Here is an 18,866-nt window from a genome sequence, read left to right as displayed (position 1 = left end):
GGTTGCTGTGCTCGAAAAACGAAAGCTTAGTGGTAGCAAGCTTTTTGTGAAGAAGTTTGGCGGCACCTCGGTGGGTTCGATTGAACGCATCGAAGTGGTTGCTGAGCAGATTGCAAAGTCCGCTCACAGTGGTGAGCTGCAAGTATTGGTCCTTTCTGCTATGGCAGGAGAGACAAATAGGCTATTTGCGCTTGCGGCGCAAATCGATCCCCGCGCAAGTGCGCGGGAACTCGATATGCTTGTCTCTACGGGTGAGCAAATCAGTATTGCGTTAATGGCGATGGCGTTGCAACGCCGCGGTATTAAGGCAAGATCCCTGACAGGCGATCAAGTGCAAATCCATACAAATAGCCAATTTGGTCGGGCGAGTATTGAAAGTGTTGATACGGAGTACTTAACCTCCTTGCTGGAACAAGGCATCGTGCCTATTGTGGCAGGATTTCAAGGGATCGATCCTAATGGCGATGTCACCACTTTAGGTCGTGGTGGTTCGGATACGACGGCTGTGGCGCTAGCGGCGGCGTTAAGAGCCGATGAGTGTCAAATATTTACCGATGTACCAGGCGTTTTTACGACAGACCCTAATATCGACAGCAGTGCTAGACGTCTCGATGTGATTGGTTTTGATGTCATGCTCGAAATGGCTAAGCTCGGTGCTAAGGTGCTTCATCCTGACTCGGTCGAATATGCACAACGGTTTAAAGTACCGCTGCGGGTGTTGTCGAGTTTTGAAGCTGGTCAGGGCACATTAATTCAATTTGGTGATGAGTCTGAGCTTGCGATGCCCGCATCCGTACAAGGAATAGCGATCAATAAGGCCTTAGCAACCTTGAGCATTGAAGGGTTATTTACCAGCAGTGAGCGTTATCAAGCCTTATTAGCCTGTTTGGCTCGGCTTGAGATAGACGTTGAGTTTATTACTCCTTTGAAATTGAATGAAACGTCACCAGCGGAGTCTGTCAGCTTTATGTTGGCCGAGACGAAAGTGGATGTTTTATTGCATGAGCTTGAAGTTTTAAGCGAAAGTCTTGATCTAGGCCAATTGAATGTTGAGCGTCAACGTGCAAAAGTGTCCTTAGTTGGCAAAGGTTTACAGGCAAAAGTTGGATTATTGACTAAGATGTTAGATGTATTGGGTAACGAAACAATCCATGCTAAGTTACTTTCGACATCGGAGAGTAAATTGTCAACTGTGATCGATGAAAGGGACTTACACAAGGCAGTTCGAGCGTTGCATCACGCATTCGAGCTAAATAAGGTGTAATTAAATAACTGTTTGAGTATTGAATACTATTAATTTGTACTCAGCTGACCCTATAATAAGCCCATCTACCGGATGAGTGCCGTGTGTAAGCTGAATTAAGACATAAAGGAGCTATCGAATGCTGATTTTGACTCGTCGTGTTGGCGAAACACTGATGATTGGTGATGAAGTCACAGTTACAGTGCTAGGGGTAAAAGGCAATCAAGTGCGTATCGGTGTGAATGCACCGAAAGAGGTTTCTGTTCACCGTGAAGAAATCTATCAACGCATTCAATCTGAAAAATCAGGTACGCCTTCAGAAGGCGGTAACTTTTAATACGAAGCTTATGCGAGTATTAGTCAGATAAAAAAGTCAGTTTTTAAACTGACTTTTTTATTTTTGAAACCGAAAGATTGGCGTAAATCAACACATTGGCTTGATATAACCGCAATGTGATTAAAAACAGTTCAAATGGAATCGGTTTCAGAAAAAGGGTTTGACTTATTTTCGTCAAACAGTAATATGTGCGCCAAGAAAACGGAGAGGTGGCCGAGTGGCCGAAGGCGCTCCCCTGCTAAGGGAGTATGGGCTTTATCTCCCATCGAGGGTTCGAATCCCTCCTTCTCCGCCATTTCTTACAAATAAAAAACTGCGCGTGTAGCTCAGCTGGATAGAGTACCTGGCTACGAACCAGGCGGTCGGAGGTTCGACTCCTTCCATGCGCACCATTTCTGCATCAGTTATGTTTAACTCATCAGGTTTGAATTTCAGACGAAATTTTGTAATTAGTGCTTCAAGTAAGTGTTTTAAGCGCGTGTAGCTCAGCTGGATAGAGTACCTGGCTACGAACCAGGCGGTCGGAGGTTCGAATCCTTCCACGCGCACCATCTACTTAGTTAGATTTAGATAAGCCTTGCAAGCAATTGCAGGGCTTTTTTTATGGGATTTTTCTGGATTATATTGCTTCAATCCTTATCTCTTGTTGAGCTTTACGCATTGATAGCCCGTCTTTTACGCCACGTTATGCTTGTTGAAATGCCAACGCCTTAAGCGATGATGTTTATCGCTCTGGCTTGCTATTTTACGTGTGATAAAGAGATAGCAATGGGCTAGCAATATCTGCCGTAAAAGAGAGAAGGGGAGATAAGCATGGAACAAGGGATCGATGAGCTTCTTTGGGTCTTAGGGGGGCGAGTTCTGAGAGAGGTTTGAAGAGTGTTAACGCGATTTAGGATGGAACAGGGGAAATAAAAAGGGCTGTAAAATACAGCCCTTTTTAGCGTAGATGTCGTGATTAGGCTTCTAGCTTAGCAAACTCGGCTTTTTGCTCTTTTAGTTTGTCCATATCACGGCTGAGATCGGCCATCTTAGCGCGCTCTTTATCAATGACGGCTGGCGGTGCTTTTGCCACGAAGCCTTCATTGGATAATTTACCTTCGATACGGGCAATCTCTTGAGTCAGCTTTTCAAGCTGCTTGTCGATACGAGCCATTTCGGCCGCTACATCCACCAGACCTGCCATCGGAATTAATAATTCCATTTCGCCAATCAGACCTGTGGTCGACATTGGCGCCGTTTCACCTTCACCAAGAATTGTCATACTTTCTAAGCGCGCAAGCGTTGTGAAGAAGGCTTGGTTAGCTTCAACACGGGCTTTGTCTTGGGCACTCACGCCACGCAGTAGGGCATTTAATGGCTTAGAAGGCGCTATATTGAGCTCTGCACGGATATTACGAACCGCAACAATGACTTGCTTAACCCACTCGAGATCGGCCATCGCGGTCGCATCTACTTTGGCAGCATCATAGCTTGGGAATGGTGCCAGCATGATGGTGTCGCCTTGGGCGCCTGTCAGTGGTTTAACGCGTTGCCAGATGGTTTCAGTGATGTACGGCATCATTGGGTGCATCAGACGTTGCATCGCTTCTAACACATTGACCAGTGTATGGCGGGTGCCACGCATTTGCGCTTCATTGCCGTTTTGCAGCACTGGCTTAGTTAACTCTAAGTACCAATCGCAGAACTGGTTCCAAGTGAACTCATACAGCGTGTTAGCCGCAAGGTCGAAGCGGTAGTTTGCCATGTGGTCGTCGTAGGTTTTTACGGTTTGGTTGAATAAACCGATGATCCAGCGATCCGCCAGTGACAGTTCCATCTCACCGCCTTGGTAATCCGGTGAGTTCGGGCCGCAATCTTGGCCTTCGGTATTCATGAGCACGTAACGTGACGCGTTCCAAAGCTTGTTACAGAAGCTGCGGTAACCGTCCAAACGCTTCATGTCCCAGTTGATATCACGGCCAGTTGAGGCCATTGCCGCTAGGGTAAAGCGCAGGGCATCAGTACCGTGGGCTTCGATACCATTTTCAAATTCTTTACGGGTGCTCTTTTCGATCTTGGCGGCTAGTTGAGGTTGCATCATGTTGCCAGTGCGTTTTTCAACGAGGGCTTCTAAATCGATACCGTCGATCATATCTAATGGGTCAAGTACGTTGCCCTTAGATTTTGACATCTTGTTACCCGCTTCATCGCGGATAAGACCAGTCACATAAACGGTTTTAAATGGTACCTGTGGCTTACCGTCTTCATCTTTGATGAAGTGCATGGTCATCATGATCATACGGGCAACCCAGAAGAAGATGATGTCAAAACCCGTGACCAGCACATCGGTCGGGTGGAAGGTTTTTAAATCTTCAATATTGTCAGGCCAGCCTAAGGTCGAGAATGTCCACAGGGCAGAGCTGAACCAAGTATCCAGTACGTCTTCATCTTGGCGCAGGGCGATAGCATCATCGATATTGTGCTTAGCACGCACTTCAGCTTCGGTGCGGCCCACATAAACTTTACCGTTCGCATCGTACCAAGCGGGGATGCGGTGACCCCACCATAATTGGCGAGAGATACACCAATCTTGAATGTCGCGCATCCAAGAGAAGTACATGTTTTCGTACTGCTGCGGCACAAACTTAATATCGCCATTTTCAACGGCTTCGATGGCAGTTTTCGCCATAGGCGCAACGGCAACGTACCATTGGTCGGTCAGCATCGGCTCAATAACTACGCCTGAGCGGTCACCGTAGGGCACTTTTAGGCTGTGTGGCGCGATTTTTTCGAGCAGACCTAAGGTTTCAAACTCTGCCACGATTGCATCACGGGCTTTGAAACGATCTAAACCTGCGAAACGCTCAGGTAGGCTGCCATCTAAGGTGGTGTTGATGGTGCCATCGGTATTGACGACTTCGGCTGATGCGCGAATGGCCGCATCTAAGGTCAACACGTTGAACATGGGCAGCTTATGGCGCTTACCAACTTCATAGTCATTAAAGTCGTGGGCAGGGGTGATTTTCACGCAACCTGTACCAAAAGCCATGTCCACATAGTCATCGGCAACGATTGGGATGCGACGATTAACGATAGGCAGCAGAATAAATTTGCCGATCAGTGCTTGATAACGCTCATCGTCTGGATGAACTGCAACCGCGCTATCGCCTAACATAGTTTCTGGACGCGTGGTGGCGACTTCGAGGTAATCTTTACCGTCAGCAGTCAGTTCGCCATCGGCTAATGGATAACGCAGATGCCACATGTGGCCTTGCTTTTCTTTGTTTTCCACTTCGAGATCAGAAATCGCGGTATGCAGCTTGGGATCCCAGTTTACTAAGCGTTTACCACGGTAAATCAAATCATCTTCATAGAGACGGACAAACACTTCTTGAACGGCTTTAGACAAGCCTTCGTCCATGGTAAAACGCTCACGGTCCCAATCCACAGAGGCGCCCATACGACGTAGCTGCTTAGTGATGGTGCCGCCCGATTGCGCTTTCCATTCCCAGACTTTTTCCATAAAAGCATCGCGGCCAAGATCATGGCGGCTCTTGCCTTCTTCGGCTTCAAGCTTACGCTCAACCAGCATTTGAGTCGCAATACCCGCATGGTCAGTACCGACTTGCCACAGGGTGTTTTTACCCTTCATACGTTGGTAGCGGATCAGGGTATCCATGATGGTATCTTGGAAAGCGTGACCCATGTGCAGACTGCCCGTCACATTGGGCGGTGGGATCATGATGCAATAGTTGCCCTGTGAGGCATCGCCGTGGGGCTTAAAGTAACCTTGCTCTTCCCAGTTTTGGTAAAGAGTCTGCTCAATGGACTGAGGATCGTATGTTTTTTCCATGGGAACGTATCTGTCTCAAGCTAAATTAAGTGGATGTGTTGCTAAATTTTGGGTTGTTAATTCAATCCCTAAGCCACGATATTGGCGGTAGCGTTCACGTGCTATCGCCTTATGTTGGTCGTCATTAGCTACAAAATCGAAGATTTGACCAAAGTTTACCGCAAATGGCGGTACTTGGTCTGCAAGATTAATCAGAAGTTGACGACTTTTGTTAGGTCCAAGTCGATCAAAACCGATTTCAACGGGGGAACCCGTGGTTGGGCCTTCACCTTTGAGGTTATGGGGGACAAATGCACTGGGTTCAAACTGCCATAGTAACTCGTCGATTTTGAAGGCGATGTTCTTGTCCTGACAGTGAATATAGACCTGCTGCTGGTTTATAAATCCCTGTTGGGCCAAGCGGCAAGCCAATTGATACATGTCACTAAAGGCCGTGTTCACGCCCATCGGCGGCAGTAGATAAAACAGCGCTTGAGTCATGATTTCAATGCCTTGCTTTGAGTTATGGACGAACGGGTAAGTCTACACTAAAACTCGAGCTGGGTTAACGCTTCGCTCTGGGGTTTTTAGCGGTAGATTAAGCTACGGGGGACAGGTGTCTCACTTAAACAGTTACTGTGCGAAATGTTCACCAATTTGAGAACAAGCTTAATACTAAGTGCTTATATAAATGGTTGAACGACTATCGAGTATAAAAGCAAAGCGCACCCGAAGGTGCGCTGGTTGAAAGACTGGTCAAACAAACTATTCCTCCTAGGTTATTGAGCATTGTTATTAAAGGATTCATTGACGCTTTGTGAATAAACAAACAGATATTGCATTAGATTTGTTTATTCAGCATGTTAACTCATTTTTCAACTTACAACTTTCGCTTACATTTTCACTTACGATTACACTTTAGAACATAGATAAAGAAATCTGGCCGATAGTTAGTACTCAAAAAGGTACTGGGTATTTTGCTGTTAAGCAGCTCGCCTTGTTCCGTGTTATCTAAATTCTTTTTACTCACTATTTGTAATATGCCCACTTGCTCATATTACCGATAACGCTATTAACCTCCTCATATTGTTTGACTGTTAAGAAGCTAATTCACCTAAAGTGGCCTTTCATGGTACCTATGTGGCTCTATTGCTAACGTCCTCCTCTTGGTTGTTACATTTGGGCTTGAAGAGTGTGTAAGACTTAAACTGGCAATATGATGTAGTAGGTTACTCCTTAATGATCGACTCGTGAGTTAACACCCCTTAGTGCATTTGTCGTTAGTTTTTGGTCATCGGTTTGTACTTTTAGTAACCTCTCATCTCATTTGATAATCAGATGGGAAACGCATAAACATTACAGCTTGGCGTTACCGAATTTATGTGGCTGCTTTAATGCTTTATGTGACTACCTGTGTCACTGTTTTTGAGTGTGAGTTTTGTATGGCGGCGTACTCCTTCTTGTGGTGGTATTAAATGCTATTAAGCTGAAATTCACATCACTTCGATTCTGCTGTCACTTAGTAAAGTGTAGTAGTTATTTAAAGCTTCACACTCTTTTTACTGGCCATTAGGATAGCCTATCAAACTTTTGCTAAAAAATGTGACCTATTAAACCTTATCTACTTTTATGCTCTCGAAGTGATGTGGTCTCGCACTAACATCGAGTAACTTAAGCTGCATCTTCCTCCTCGTAATCATCCTCGACATTAATAGCCTCTTCGGGATGAGCAATGGATGTAAAACGTTGTGCTTCAGGTTTGTGGGTTAAACGATTAAGTTGCTTCTCTAATTTTTGACCCATAGCAGTGATAGCTGCATAAAGATTATCGTGTTTAGCTTGAGCAAAAAGTTCTCCATTTGGGATGCCAACCGACGCTTCAATTTTGAAACCAGGTTTCTCCTCGGTAATAATGACATGGGGATTAATCAACTGCACATCATGTCTAGAAAGTTTCTCCAAACGGCTTTCAATGCGTTCACGGATTGGGGCAGTTACTTCTAATTGCTTGCTCGTAATCTTTAGCATATGTCGAACCTTCTATTTATTTTCTTCAGTTTCAGATTACCAATCTACACCTTTAAAAACGAGATCTAAATCACATATTTTGTCCGGTTAGATACTGTTCGTTGGATATTTGATCGCTTAGACAAATCTCGGTGATTCTTAGCCGAAAAGGCTTGTATTGGCTATCAGAACAGGCCATATTTGATGGGATAACTCCGCAGTCTTTCCTATCATTTACCTATCTTTACTTTAAGTTTTTCATTAGATCCCGATAAAATACCTTCACTTATTTCATTGTTTCGTCGAGTGGCAGGTATTATGGAAACCGAACATATCAAAGTTAAGGTCTGGGATTTACCCATACGCTTTTTTCACTGGGGCATGGTGGCCCTAATGGCCTTATTGTGGTGGAGCGCCGAAGTGGGCGAAATGCAATGGCACCAGATCTTTGCTTATAGTCTGTTGATCTTGATTGGCTTTCGTCTTTTGTGGGGCTTAATTGGCAGTGATACAGCCAGATTTAGCCACTTCGTGCACCACCCTAGGGTTGTGTTTGAGTATTTAAACGAAGTTCGAACAAAGGGCGTGTCTGTGGTATTAGGACATAATCCGATGGGCGGTTATATGGTAATTGTGTTGATTGCCATTATTAGCTTACAGCTAATCACTGGACTGTTTGCTACCGATGATGTGTTTACCGAAGGTCCGCTATACAGCTATGTGAGTGCTGATACAGGTTCGTTTCTCACTTGGTTACATAAGATGAATTTTAACCTGATCTTGGCCTTAACTGCCGTGCATGTGTTGGCAGTTATTGTGCACGCGCTTAAAGGTGACAAGTTAGTAGGTGCGATGGTTAGCGGTTACAAGCGTGTATCTAAGCTTGAGTACGCAAAGTTAGAGTCTCAGTTGGTTTTTAAATCACTGTGGCTGGCATTAATCCTGCTGCTAATCATCGCAGGGCTTGTATTTACTTATTTGATGTGGCCTGTAGTGCAAGTGCTTTAGCGGATGCTCAGGAGTAAAAAGCCTGCATATTGCAGGCTTTTTACAAGAGATTACGAGAACATTAATCTTTTTTGTAAACGTCATGGCAGCCTTTACAGCTCTTGCCAGTATCCATAAAGGCTTGCTTGATTTCAGCTTGGTCACCTTTCTGAGCAACAGTCGCTAAAATTGCAGCATTTTCTTGGAAGGTTTTCATCTTAGCGTCAAAGTCAGCCTTGTCTTGCCATACTTTGGCTAGGGCTTCGGTATCGCCTTTATCTGAACCTTCAATAAAGCCTTCGAAAGGGATGTGTGAAAGCGCAGCGACATTTTTTGCGCGCATCGCAAAGGTTTCAGCATCGAAAGGCTTTTTACCTTTCATCATGGCGCCCATATCACCAAAGTTATAAGCAATTAAGCTGAATCCAGATTGGCGATATTGAATCGCATCTTTTGCATCTTCAAAATTGTGTGCTTGAGCAGTTGAAGCCAATAAGGTACCGGCAACGAGAGTTAGGAGTAATTTTTTCATCGTATTCTCACAAATTAGCGTCGAAGTGTGACATTGCTCTGCTATTGTACACAAATTAACTCAATGTACTAGAAGCAAATTTGTCAGTTTTTGTCTAGATAAGAGGGATAAACGTAACAAGTTATTTGCCGGTAGAGTAAATCTGCTAAACTGCCGTTGTAATGCTTAAACAATACTTATGGGGCGATTATGCGAGCCAATTGGGACTTAGTATTAGAAAAAATTTTGAGCCATGGGAATTATGAAGAGCTGTCGGTATTGTTTCATTTATTGCTGACCGAGGAAGAGCGCAGCGCTATTGCCGGTCGGCTAAAAGTCTTCCAGCTATTGCTAAATGGAGAAATGAGCCAGAGACAAATTGCTGCCGAGTATCAGGTGAGTATTGCGACTATTACCCGTTGTTCTAACTATTTAAAGAATATGGCACCTAGCCATAGGGATAAAATCCAACAGCTTATCAGTTAATTATTGGGTCTCCATTAGACTAGATATTTGATTAAAACTGGGGAGTTGTCGGTATTTTATGTCGGCGGTGGATGGAGCGTCTAACGAGAATATAAAAACTATAACTGAGTAACATAATGGCCAACAAAGGATAAAGATTTTTAGGGAAAAATTTAAAAATAGCTAAGGCAGAAAAGAGATAAATAAAAGGCAATAAATCGTAAATTGTCTTAGGTAGATATCCAGATTTTCGACGTTTTACAGGATCGGTTCGGCGATTTTGAGAACGTAAATTGTAAATTCTGGCGCCCAAAACAAACACAACAAGAGCAGCAATCAGCGCATAATCAGGTTCTAGCAGCATAAAGCTTAAACAGCCTAGTACCATATAGCCAAAGGGTAAAACTTCATATACTGGTTTTGCTAACATATGCACTCCGTTGCGTGATGTTTATATCGATTTGAAAATATTGTTTTTTTAGCTGAAAATGCTGTTTGATTTTAAACTTCCCTATTTACCTGCTGATTATAATCATTTGGCGATAAAAAAAGCACCTCCTTATTTAAGGAAGTGCTTTTTTATCAGCTCCTCTGGGAGGGCTATTAGGCTTGTGAACCTACATTAGCCGCGACAGCCGCAGCCACCGTTGCCATCGCATCCCGCTTTAGGTGTGTCACAAGCTTCGTGATCATGGTCATGGTGGTGATGCCCATGGTCATCAGAACCCCCGCAGCAACCACCAACATCATGACCTGAGCCACCACAGCATCCGCCGCCATGGTCATGTTCATGGCTGTGTCCATGACTGCCACATCCGCCGTGTGCATGAATATGCCCATGGGCAATTTCTTCAGCTGTCGCTTCACGTACATCGATGACTTCAATGCTAAAGCTGAGTGCTTGGCCTGCTAATGGATGGTTGCCATCAACAATCACAACATCATCTTTAACTTCGATGACTTGAACTGGACGCTGGCCCATTTCGGTTTCTGCAATAAAGCGCATACCTGGCACGATGTCTTCGATATCACCGAATGCTTCTAATGGTACTGCCTGGCGAAGGCCATCATGGTACGGACCATAGGCCTCTTCGGCACTGATCGTCACGTCCAGTTTTTCGCCCTTAATTTTACCTTCTAATGCGGCTTCTAATCCTGGGATTAGGTTTTCTGTACCATGCAGATACAACATTGGTTCGGCATCAAAAGAGTCTTCTAAAAGTCTGCCTTCTTGATCTGATAAACGGTAATGAATGGTTACCGCGCTGTGTTGGGTGATCTTCATATCGCCTCCGGTTCGGAATGTGCGCGCATAATAACGCGCTTTTAGGGTGCTGGCGATAATTTGAAGTTGCTTATGTTAGATATCGCACAGCTTTTTGTGAGTTCGATTTACTGAGATTTAAGACGATACAAAATATGAATTGTGGTTTTTTATGAGTTGCCCTTTGTTATGTGCGGAAATAGACTGAAATGCTTTAATTTTCGAATGATGAAAAAATATCATTATAAATTATTTATTTTTTAATAGGTTAAATTGAGTGTAATTGTCTGGCATTACGTTTACGTAAACAGTTTTGTATTGATGAAAACGTATTTTTAGCCTATGAAAACTTGATATTTATTAATCTTGAATCACTAATTTACTCAAGTGAAAGATTTGTGCATAAATAATCCAGTTTGGGGGTTGACAAGGTTAGGTGAAAAAGGCAATTCTGTTTAACATCACATTGACATAGATAAGTCTAAACGTATGCATAGCCTTGGTTTCGTAGTAATTACCATTATTACAACCACCACTACAACCAGAGTGGGGGCGGGCTGATACACCCTAAAGAATTTTAACGACGAGCCCGCTTCCCACAAAGAAGCGGGCTTTTTTGTTTTTAGCTTATGTTTCTTAGTCGGGCGCGGTACAGGAGATCAAGATGAAAGTGATGAAATTTGGTGGTACCTCGCTTGCAAATTGGCAGCGATTTTCAATGGCGGCGGATATTGTTGCCAAGGCAGCGAAAGCTGAGCCGGTCGCGACAGTGCTCTCTGCGCCTGCAACAGTGACAAACGCTCTGCTAGAAATGGTCGATGTGGCGGTGAAAGGGGAAGATTATTCGCCAGTCATTCAACATGTTGAGCGGGTGTTTACTTCGCTCTATCAGGATGCGGTCAGTTCTGGACTCTCGAGCAGTCAAAGCGAAGTGTTGTTCGCCGGACTGAGTGCGCAGCTTGCGCGTTGGCAGGACAGATTACGCGGCATTACGCTGCTGCAGGAATGCCCTGACGGAGTACGCGCCGAGATCGTTGTTGCGGGTGAGCGTTTGTCTGCTGCTTTGATGGAGCAAGTCATGCTGGCAAAAGGCATCACTTCGGCGCAGCTAGATCCGCGTGAGCTGTTTTTAGGCCGTGGTCGTCCGCTCGAATCTGTGGTGGATATTGCCGTCAGTAAACCGCGATTCAAAAATCTTGCCCTCAATGAAAAACGGGTTTGGGTGATGCCCGGCTTTACTGCCGCCGATGAAGACGGCAAGGTCGTGACCTTAGGCCGTAACGGTTCTGACTATTCCGCTGCCGTGCTGGCCGCTTGTTTAGATGCTTCAAGTTGTGAGATCTGGACCGACGTTGACGGCGTATACAACACCGATCCTCGGGTTGTCACCGATGCTAAATTGTTGTCACAGCTCAGTTATCAAGAGGCGATGGAGCTGTCTTATTTTGGGGCTAAGGTGCTGCATCCTAAAACCATTGCACCTATCGCCCAGTTTCATATTCCCTGTTATATCAAGAACAGTTTTAACCCCGATGCGCCAGGTACTCTAGTATCGAATCAGGCCGATGAAAGCGGTTTGCAGGTGAAGGCCATTTCTAATCTGGATAATCAAACCATGTTTGATGTATCAGGCCCCGGCATGAAGGGCATGGTCGGCATGGCGAGCCGCACGCTGGCGGCAATTTCCCGTAGTGGTGTTTCCGTGTCACTCATCACCCAGAGTTCTTGTGAATACAGCATCAGCTTTTGTGTGGCGACCAGTGAGTCCGCCAAGGTGAAATCGGCGCTTGAGCAAGAGTTTGAGTTAGAAATTAAAAGTGACTTGCTAGAACCGATTGCAATGCGCCATGACTTAGCCATTGTCTCGTTAATTGGCGATGGCATGCGTACCCATAAAGGTGTGGCGGCGCGGTTTTTCCAAGCATTAGCACAGGCGAGTGTGAATATTATCGCGATTGCCCAAGGCTCTTCTGAACGTTCTATTTCAACTGTGATCGAACAGCGTAAGACCAAACATGCGGTTGCCGCCTGTCATCAGGGCTTTTTCGATGTGCAGCAGTATTTAGATGTGTTTTTAGTGGGTTGCGGTAACGTTGGCGCAGGCTTACTGGAGCAGATCAAACAACAGGCGAGCGTGCTAAAAGAGCAGCACATTAGCATCCGTGTCTGCGGTATCGTGAATTCAAGCAAGATGTTACTCGATAGTGCAGGTATCGATTTAAACAATTGGCAAAACCTGCTTGCCGATAGCCAGCAGCCAAGCGATATACATGCGCTATTGGCGTGGGTGAAAGAGCAACAGTTATTAAACCCTGTGCTGGTGGATTGTACTTCAAGCGATCAAGTATCGAACCAGTATTTAGAGGTGATGAACGCGGGCATGCACGTGGTGACGCCGAATAAAAAGGCTAACACTCGCGATTACGCCTATTACCAAGCTTTGCGTCAAACAGCATTAAAGCAACGTCGGCAGTTTCTGTATGAGACCAACGTGGGCGCAGGATTACCCGTTATCGATAACTTGAAAAAACTGTTATTCGCCGGTGATAAATTGCACAAGTTTAATGGCATTTTGTCAGGCTCCTTATCCTTTATCTTCGGTAAACTCGATGAGGGGATGTCACTTTCTGAGGCGACTAAACTGGCGCGGGAAAAATGCTTTACTGAACCTGATCCTCGCGATGATTTAAGTGGCATGGATGTGGCGCGTAAGGTACTGATTTTGGCCCGTGAAGTGGGTTTGAAACTTGAACTAAATGATATTGTTGTCGACTCAGTCTTACCCGTAGGTTTTGATGATTCAGGCGATGTGGAAAGTTTTATGGCGCGTTTACCCGAGGCTGATGCGGCGATTGCGGCGCGAGTGGCTGAGGCGAAAGCGCAGGGTAAAGTGCTGCGTTATGTGGGGCAGATTGAAGAAGGCGCGTGCTATGTGCGTATCACCGAAGTCGATGCTACCGATCCACTTTATAGCGTAAAAGGCGGTGAAAATGCCTTGGCATTCTACAGCCGTTATTATCAGCCGATTCCCTTTGTGCTACGTGGTTATGGTGCGGGCACAGAAGTGACTGCGGCAGGTGCCTTTGCCGATGTATTAAGAACCTTAAATTGGACTCGTGAGGTGAGTGTATGAGTTTGACCGTTTACGCTCCCGCCTCTATGGGTAATGTGGGTGTGGGTTTTGATTTATTGGGCGCAGCACTTGCGCCCATCGATGGCAGTTTACTGGGCGATAGAGTCACGATTGCTGCAGCGGATGCTGGGGTGAGCCTCACTCAAGTGGGAGCGTGGGCGCATAAGTTACCCAGCAATCCCGAGGAGAATATCGTCCATCAATGCGCGGTGTTTTTCTTAAAAGCCCTTGGGAAAGAAAACCAAGGTGTGGCATTAACCCTAGAGAAAAACTTGCCCGTCGGCAGTGGCTTAGGCTCGAGTGCCAGCTCTGTGGTTGCAGCGCTTTACGCGCTGAACGAACATTTTGGTCGCCCCTACGATAAGCAAGCACTGCTTGAGCTGATGGGTGAGTTTGAGGGCAAGATCAGCGGTAGTGTGCATTACGATAACGTTGCACCCTGTTATTTAGGCGGCATGCAGCTGATGCTCAATGTGCCTGGTGCTATCTGCGAGGCGATCCCCAGTTTTAAACAATGGTATTGGGTGGTGGCGTACCCCGGGATTTCACTCTCTACGGCCATGATGCGTAAACTCATGCCAGAACAATACGATAAGTCTGTGGTCATCGATTTTGGCCGTTATTTAAGTGCTTTTGTACATGCCTCTTATCAGCAAAATGCCCAGCTTGCGATTCAAGTATTAAAGGATGTGCTAGCCGAACCTTACCGCGCAGCGGCGATTCCGGGTTATGACAATGCCAGAGCAGCACTCGCCGAATTAGGCATGTTAACCACAGGTATTTCCGGTAGCGGGCCAACCCTGTTTTCGGTGACCGACGATCTCGCCACCGCCAATGCTGCCAAAGCATGGTTAGAGGCCAATTATCTGACCGAGGCGGGCGGCTTTGCCCATGTTTGCCGCCTCGATGAGCTAGGTACGCGCAGGGTAGATTAATTTTTTACTTTTAACGCATTAGCCCTAAAAGGCTGGGCACTAATAAGGTCGAGTGAGCATGGAACTATATAATTTAAAACACCCTTCGCAGACAGTGAGCTTTAAAGAGGCGGTGCAATTAGGACTCGGTAAAGACAGAGGGCTGTTTTTCCCAACTCAAATCCCGGTGTTGCATGATATTGAGGCGCTTTTAGCGATGCCTTTTGTCGAGCGTAGTAAAAAAGTACTCGGTGCTTGGCTCGCCTCTGAGCTCGGGCAAGACGCGGTAGATCAACTGGTTGAGCGTGCCTTTAACTTTGATTTACCCTTAGTGGCGGTCGATGAGCAGCGCTCGTGCCTTGAACTCTTCCATGGGCCCACCTTAGCATTTAAGGATTTTGGGGCGCGTTTTATGGCGCAATGCATCAATGTCTTTGCTCAAGACTCGCGCTTAACCATTTTAACGGCAACATCAGGGGATACTGGGGCGGCGGTGGCCGATGCCTTTTACGGTCTTGATAAAGTCAATGTTGTGGTGCTTTATCCTAAGGGCAAAATCAGTGAATTACAGGAAAAAATGTTCACTACTTTAGGTGAGAACATCCACACAGTCGCGGTGGCGTCAGACTTCGATGCATGCCAGCATTTGGTCAAACAGGCTTTTGAAGATAGCGATGTACGAGATGGTTTGCATTTAAACTCGGCAAATTCAATCAATATCAGCCGCTTACTTGCACAGATTTGTTATTACTTTGAAGCGGTTGCTCAGTCGAAACAGCGCCATGAAGCAGACCCTGTAATTGCGGTGCCCAGTGGTAATTTTGGTAATCTCACCGCAGGCTTGTTTGCCAAAGCCATGGGCTTACCGGTTAAACGTTTTATTGCTGCTACTAATGCGAATGACACTGTGCCACGCTATTTAGAGAGCGGTGATTGGCAGCCTAATCCTACTCAAGCAACTATGTCCAATGCGATGGATGTCAGTGAGCCAAGTAACTGGCCGCGCGTCGAGGCCATTTGCGAGAAACTCGGTTGGCCATTGGCGGACCTAGTGGGGATTCGCCTGTCGGAAGCGCAAACTTCGGAGGCGCTGGCGGAGTTACATGCAAAGGGTTATGTGTCTGAGCCCCATGCAGCAATTGCGGCTAAAGCGTTAACTCTGAATTTAGTGCCTGACGAAGTGGGGATCTTTTTAGGCACAGCCCATCCCGCTAAGTTTAAGGATGTGGTTGATAGGGAGCTTGCCCTTAACTTACCTCTGCCGCCTGAATTAAAAGTGGTAGAGCACAAAACAATATTATCGGCTGAATTACCAGCTGATTTTGCCCAGCTAAAAAACCATTTATTTGCGGTATTAAACTAGGGCGTGTTGACGTTTCGAGATTAAATTTTGTTCGTTCTGGCAAGCTCATGCTCACGAAGCGAGGAATGAAGTGTAGTTATTCTACTCAAATGGCGAGTGACAAGTGACAAGTGACAAAGAGCAAGTGCCTGCCAGACGAACCCTTTGGGCAGCACTTGGCTGAAGTTTCTGCAGCGTTATCGTCCGTTTACGTAGAATGCTACACAGCACGGACTTTGCCTTGCATAAACATTAGCCTAATTGCTGCAAAAATAACCCTGAAACGTCAACACGCCCTAATCTTGTAAACGACGATAAATACTAACTAGATGAAATACAAAGGGAGTCGTTTGACTCCTTTTGTATAGATGTTTTTATTATTGTTCACGCTAGTTCGACCAATGGACTGTACTGAGCAACTTGATGGCATCAAGTTGGGATGCCGACTAAGCTTAGATCGAGTCATAAATAAGCCGTAGTAACTTACATAGCATTAAGCCGTAAAAACTGAGTATTAAGCCGTAAAATCATCGAAGAATAACTCGCGACGGGGCAACGATAATGCCAAAGTGCATTTTTCAGTTTAGCCATATCTTGCTGTTATGTATTTTTATTTTCCCCGCTTGGAGTGTTCCATCCGAGGCGAATTCTTCCGCTTGTTCGAATCCCATTAAAGTCGGTTATAACGATTGGCCTCCCTATGCCTGGCAAGATATGCAGGGGGAGGCTCAAGGACTGGATGTTGAATTACTGCGTGCGTTTGCTGAGTTTTTGGGATGTGAGATTAACTTTATCAATGTCCCAGCGAAGCGTTCACATCAAATGCTGAAAAGTGGCTCACTAGATATAATGATGGGTGCTACAAAAACCGTCGAGCGTGAAGAATATTCATTTTTTTCAGATCCCTACCGTGATGAAGAAGTGCGCTTATTCGTATTAGATGAAAACAAAGACAATGTTAAGTTAGAACGATGGCAGGATATTTTTACTCAAAAGTTGCGGCTATTAGTGCCAATCAGTGGTTGGTATGGTGCCGATTATGAGAACACTCGAGAACGTTTAGCACTGGAAAACTTATTGATACTGAGTCCTGATGTCGACAAATCAGTGCAAATGCTCACTTATGACAGAGCGGATCTGATGATTGGGGATGCTATAGCGATGCCCTATATTGCTAGTCAACACCAAGGGATCAGGTTATCAGCACTTAAACCGATATTGGACCATAATCCGATACACTTAATGCTTAGTAAGCAGAGTATGTCTCCCCTACAGTTAGCGCAATTTAATCGTGCCATTAAGGCGTTAACAATCAATGGTGAAATTGCGCGAATTGTCTATAAGTGGCAGCAAATTTCGCTGGCACAGCAATCGAAAATCAGCAATCAATATGGCCTATTTTATCGCTTGTATGCTGGGTTATTAACGTTTGATATAGCAAGATAAGCGCTATTCTAATGAGTATGCAAAATGATAAGTCTATGACACATTTGCTAAAACATCTCTTATTTTAAGTTACTGCTCTCTCTATCAATTTCTGCTAGCTTGTTGGGTTACTGGGTTAGACTTTGGGTCATTATTGGTGAATTTTGCCCACTAGAAAGTCCATTGCTAACAATAACAATAGGATAGAGATTACACATGAAACTTCGTCACTCCGTTGCCTGCTGCATGCTCGCCCTTGGCACTTTGTCTGCAGCACAGGTATTTGCAGCACAATCGACTAGCAATCAAGGTTATTACCGCGCGCCAGCGTTGCATGACCAGACCTTAGTGTTTACCGCTGAAGGGGACCTGTGGACGCAAACCCTAGGCCAAAAGGCGGCGACGCGCTTAACTACCTTGCCTGCTGAAGAGCTCGGCGCAGCCATCTCTGCCGATGGTAAATGGGTGGCTTATGTGGCCAATTATGAGGGCGCGAGTGAGGTTTATGTGATACCTGTGGCTGGTGGTGTGGCCAAACGCGTGAGTTTCGAAAACAGCCGAGTGCGCGTGCAAGGGTGGACCAGTAAAGGAGAGGTGCTTTATTCCACCGACACTGGCTTTGGCCCAGCGAATAATTGGATGCTGCGTCTTGTCAATCCCGAGAGCTTAACCACAACCGATCTGCCCTTAGCCGATGCGGTGGAAGGGGTGATCGATGCCAATAATCAGTATGTTTATTTTACCCGTTTCGGCCTGCAGGTGACGGGCGATAATGCAAAGGTATATCGCGGCGGTGCTAAGGGCGAATTATGGCGCTTTAAACTGGGTGGTAAAGACGAGGCACAATTACTTAGCAAGCAGCACCAAGGCTCGGTCCGCCAACCTATGCTATGGCAAGACAGACTCTATTTTATTAGCGATAGCGATGGTAATGACAATCTCTGGTCAATGGCGCTTGATGGCAGTGATGCTAAACAGTTGACTCAGTATAAAGATTGGCAAATGCGCGCTGCCCGTATGGATCAAGGCAAAGTGGTGTTCCAGCAGGGCGCAGATATTCATGTTTTTGATATCGCCTCCGCCAAAGACTCATTATTAGATATTGAATTAACCTCCGATTTTGCCCAACGTCGCGAACATTGGGTAAAAGATCCGATGGATTATGCGACCTCCGCTAATCTTGCCCTTGCTGGCGATAAAGTGGTGATTACCGCCCGCAGTCATGTGGCGATTGCTGGGACTGATGGCTCGCGGTTAGTGCAAGTCGCGCTTCCTGGCACTTATCGTGTACGCAATGCCATTCTGAGTCAGGACGGCAAGTCGGTTTACGCCATCAGCGATATGAGCGGCCAACAGGAAATTTGGCAATTTCCTGCCGATGGTAGCAGTGGTGCTAAACAGCTTACTAAAGATGGTCATACTTT

At 45.7% G+C, this 18,866-nt stretch carries 14 protein-coding genes, 3 tRNA genes and 1 pseudogene; 12 read left to right on the top strand and 6 right to left on the bottom strand.

Annotated features, from left to right (window positions below; translation table 11 throughout):
* Positions 1-7 precede the first annotated feature (7 nt).
* The 5 genes from SHEWPOL2_RS03690 to SHEWPOL2_RS03670 all read left to right on the top strand — a co-directional run bounded on the left by SHEWPOL2_RS03690 (position 8) and on the right by SHEWPOL2_RS03670 (position 2,131).
* Positions 8-1,264: an aspartate kinase gene (locus SHEWPOL2_RS03690; protein WP_037426201.1), complete on the top strand. Its 1,257-nt coding sequence runs from the start codon at positions 8-10 to the stop codon at positions 1,262-1,264.
* 118 nt (positions 1,265-1,382) lie between these two features.
* Positions 1,383-1,580 carry a carbon storage regulator CsrA gene (gene csrA / locus SHEWPOL2_RS03685; protein WP_006082602.1) on the top strand — a complete coding sequence of 66 codons (198 nt, stop codon included), beginning with the start codon at positions 1,383-1,385 and terminating at the stop codon, positions 1,578-1,580.
* Between the two features lie 203 nt (positions 1,581-1,783).
* A tRNA-Ser gene (locus SHEWPOL2_RS03680) sits at positions 1,784-1,875 on the top strand.
* A gap of 20 nt (positions 1,876-1,895) precedes the next feature.
* A tRNA-Arg gene (locus SHEWPOL2_RS03675) sits at positions 1,896-1,972 on the top strand.
* Positions 1,973-2,054: 82 nt separating this feature from the next.
* Positions 2,055-2,131: transfer RNA gene (locus SHEWPOL2_RS03670), tRNA-Arg, on the top strand.
* 407 nt (positions 2,132-2,538) lie between these two features.
* On the opposite strand, the gene SHEWPOL2_RS03665 is transcribed toward SHEWPOL2_RS03670, so the two are convergent.
* From SHEWPOL2_RS03665 to raiA, 3 genes are all read right to left on the bottom strand, one after another.
* Positions 2,539-5,415, bottom strand: a complete 2,877-nt coding sequence (locus SHEWPOL2_RS03665; RefSeq protein ID WP_037426198.1) for a valine--tRNA ligase — start codon at positions 5,413-5,415, stop codon at positions 2,539-2,541.
* Between the two features lie 15 nt (positions 5,416-5,430).
* Entirely contained in the window at positions 5,431-5,895 is a 465-nt protein-coding gene (locus tag SHEWPOL2_RS03660; RefSeq protein WP_037426197.1) for a DNA polymerase III subunit chi, read from the bottom strand.
* A 1,170-nt stretch (positions 5,896-7,065) separates the two neighbouring features.
* A complete protein-coding gene (gene raiA / locus SHEWPOL2_RS03655; protein WP_037420938.1) occupies positions 7,066-7,422 on the bottom strand; it encodes a ribosome-associated translation inhibitor RaiA in 357 nt (118 codons plus the stop codon).
* 297 nt (positions 7,423-7,719) lie between these two features.
* On the opposite strand from raiA, the gene SHEWPOL2_RS03650 reads away from it, so the two are divergent.
* Positions 7,720-8,409 (top strand): cytochrome b/b6 domain-containing protein, encoded by a 690-nt coding sequence (locus SHEWPOL2_RS03650; RefSeq protein WP_037426194.1) that lies wholly within the window; start codon positions 7,720-7,722, stop codon positions 8,407-8,409.
* Between the two features lie 61 nt (positions 8,410-8,470).
* Here SHEWPOL2_RS03650 and SHEWPOL2_RS03645 read toward each other — a convergent pair whose 3' ends face one another.
* Positions 8,471-8,920 (bottom strand): cytochrome c, encoded by a 450-nt coding sequence (locus SHEWPOL2_RS03645; protein ID WP_037420929.1) that lies wholly within the window; start codon positions 8,918-8,920, stop codon positions 8,471-8,473.
* A 189-nt stretch (positions 8,921-9,109) separates the two neighbouring features.
* Here SHEWPOL2_RS03645 and trpR point away from each other — a divergent pair, with 189 nt between their 5' ends.
* Positions 9,110-9,385: a trp operon repressor gene (gene trpR, locus SHEWPOL2_RS03640; protein WP_011073277.1), complete on the top strand. Its 276-nt coding sequence runs from the start codon at positions 9,110-9,112 to the stop codon at positions 9,383-9,385.
* A 31-nt stretch (positions 9,386-9,416) separates the two neighbouring features.
* On the opposite strand, the gene SHEWPOL2_RS03635 is transcribed toward trpR, so the two are convergent.
* Positions 9,417-9,794, bottom strand: a complete 378-nt coding sequence (locus SHEWPOL2_RS03635) for a hypothetical protein (RefSeq protein ID WP_037420926.1) — start codon at positions 9,792-9,794, stop codon at positions 9,417-9,419.
* 192 nt (positions 9,795-9,986) lie between these two features.
* Positions 9,987-10,649, bottom strand: coding sequence for a peptidylprolyl isomerase (gene slyD, locus SHEWPOL2_RS03630; protein WP_037420923.1), 663 nt, complete (start codon positions 10,647-10,649; stop codon positions 9,987-9,989).
* A 643-nt stretch (positions 10,650-11,292) separates the two neighbouring features.
* Between slyD and thrA the strand changes: the two genes are divergently transcribed.
* The 5 genes and pseudogenes from thrA to SHEWPOL2_RS03600 all read left to right on the top strand — a co-directional run.
* A complete protein-coding gene (gene thrA, locus SHEWPOL2_RS03620) occupies positions 11,293-13,761 on the top strand; it encodes a bifunctional aspartate kinase/homoserine dehydrogenase I (RefSeq protein ID WP_037426192.1) in 2,469 nt (822 codons plus the stop codon).
* Positions 13,758-14,696, top strand: coding sequence for a homoserine kinase (gene thrB / locus SHEWPOL2_RS03615; protein WP_037426190.1), 939 nt, complete (start codon positions 13,758-13,760; stop codon positions 14,694-14,696). Before thrA ends, thrB begins: the two co-directional genes overlap by 4 nt.
* A 58-nt stretch (positions 14,697-14,754) precedes the next feature.
* On the top strand, positions 14,755-16,038 hold the full coding sequence (gene thrC, locus SHEWPOL2_RS03610) for a threonine synthase (protein WP_037426188.1): 1,284 nt from the start codon (positions 14,755-14,757) through the stop codon (positions 16,036-16,038).
* Between the two features lie 540 nt (positions 16,039-16,578).
* Positions 16,579-17,463, top strand: coding sequence for a transporter substrate-binding domain-containing protein (locus SHEWPOL2_RS03605; RefSeq protein ID WP_037426186.1), 885 nt, complete (start codon positions 16,579-16,581; stop codon positions 17,461-17,463).
* A gap of 195 nt (positions 17,464-17,658) precedes the next feature.
* Positions 17,659-18,866 (top strand): annotated as a pseudogene (locus tag SHEWPOL2_RS03600) (PD40 domain-containing protein); the annotation flags it as partial.

Source organism: Shewanella sp. POL2 (genome assembly GCF_000282755.1).
GTDB classification, from domain to species: Bacteria; Pseudomonadota; Gammaproteobacteria; order Enterobacterales; family Shewanellaceae; genus Shewanella; species Shewanella xiamenensis.
Note: the sequence above shows the minus strand (reverse complement) of the source record. Positions and strands in the feature narration are given on the sequence as shown.

What these genes read in the sequence shown, in the direction of transcription:
- csrA (WP_006082602.1), top strand. Translation starts at nt 1,383, where the DNA reads ATGCTGATTTTGACTCGTCGTGTTGGCGAAACACTGATGATTGGTGAT.
- SHEWPOL2_RS03665 (WP_037426198.1), bottom strand. Translation starts at nt 5,415, where the DNA reads ATGGAAAAAACATACGATCCTCAGTCCATTGAGCAGACTCTTTACCAA.
- SHEWPOL2_RS03660 (WP_037426197.1), bottom strand. Translation starts at nt 5,895, where the DNA reads ATGACTCAAGCGCTGTTTTATCTACTGCCGCCGATGGGCGTGAACACG.
- raiA (WP_037420938.1), bottom strand. Translation starts at nt 7,422, where the DNA reads ATGCTAAAGATTACGAGCAAGCAATTAGAAGTAACTGCCCCAATCCGT.
- SHEWPOL2_RS03650 (WP_037426194.1), top strand. Translation starts at nt 7,720, where the DNA reads ATGGAAACCGAACATATCAAAGTTAAGGTCTGGGATTTACCCATACGC.
- SHEWPOL2_RS03645 (WP_037420929.1), bottom strand. Translation starts at nt 8,920, where the DNA reads ATGAAAAAATTACTCCTAACTCTCGTTGCCGGTACCTTATTGGCTTCA.
- trpR (WP_011073277.1), top strand. Translation starts at nt 9,110, where the DNA reads ATGCGAGCCAATTGGGACTTAGTATTAGAAAAAATTTTGAGCCATGGG.
- SHEWPOL2_RS03635 (WP_037420926.1), bottom strand. Translation starts at nt 9,794, where the DNA reads ATGTTAGCAAAACCAGTATATGAAGTTTTACCCTTTGGCTATATGGTA.
- slyD (WP_037420923.1), bottom strand. Translation starts at nt 10,649, where the DNA reads ATGAAGATCACCCAACACAGCGCGGTAACCATTCATTACCGTTTATCA.
- thrA (WP_037426192.1), top strand. Translation starts at nt 11,293, where the DNA reads ATGAAAGTGATGAAATTTGGTGGTACCTCGCTTGCAAATTGGCAGCGA.
- thrB (WP_037426190.1), top strand. Translation starts at nt 13,758, where the DNA reads ATGAGTTTGACCGTTTACGCTCCCGCCTCTATGGGTAATGTGGGTGTG.
- thrC (WP_037426188.1), top strand. Translation starts at nt 14,755, where the DNA reads ATGGAACTATATAATTTAAAACACCCTTCGCAGACAGTGAGCTTTAAA.
- SHEWPOL2_RS03605 (WP_037426186.1), top strand. Translation starts at nt 16,579, where the DNA reads ATGCCAAAGTGCATTTTTCAGTTTAGCCATATCTTGCTGTTATGTATT.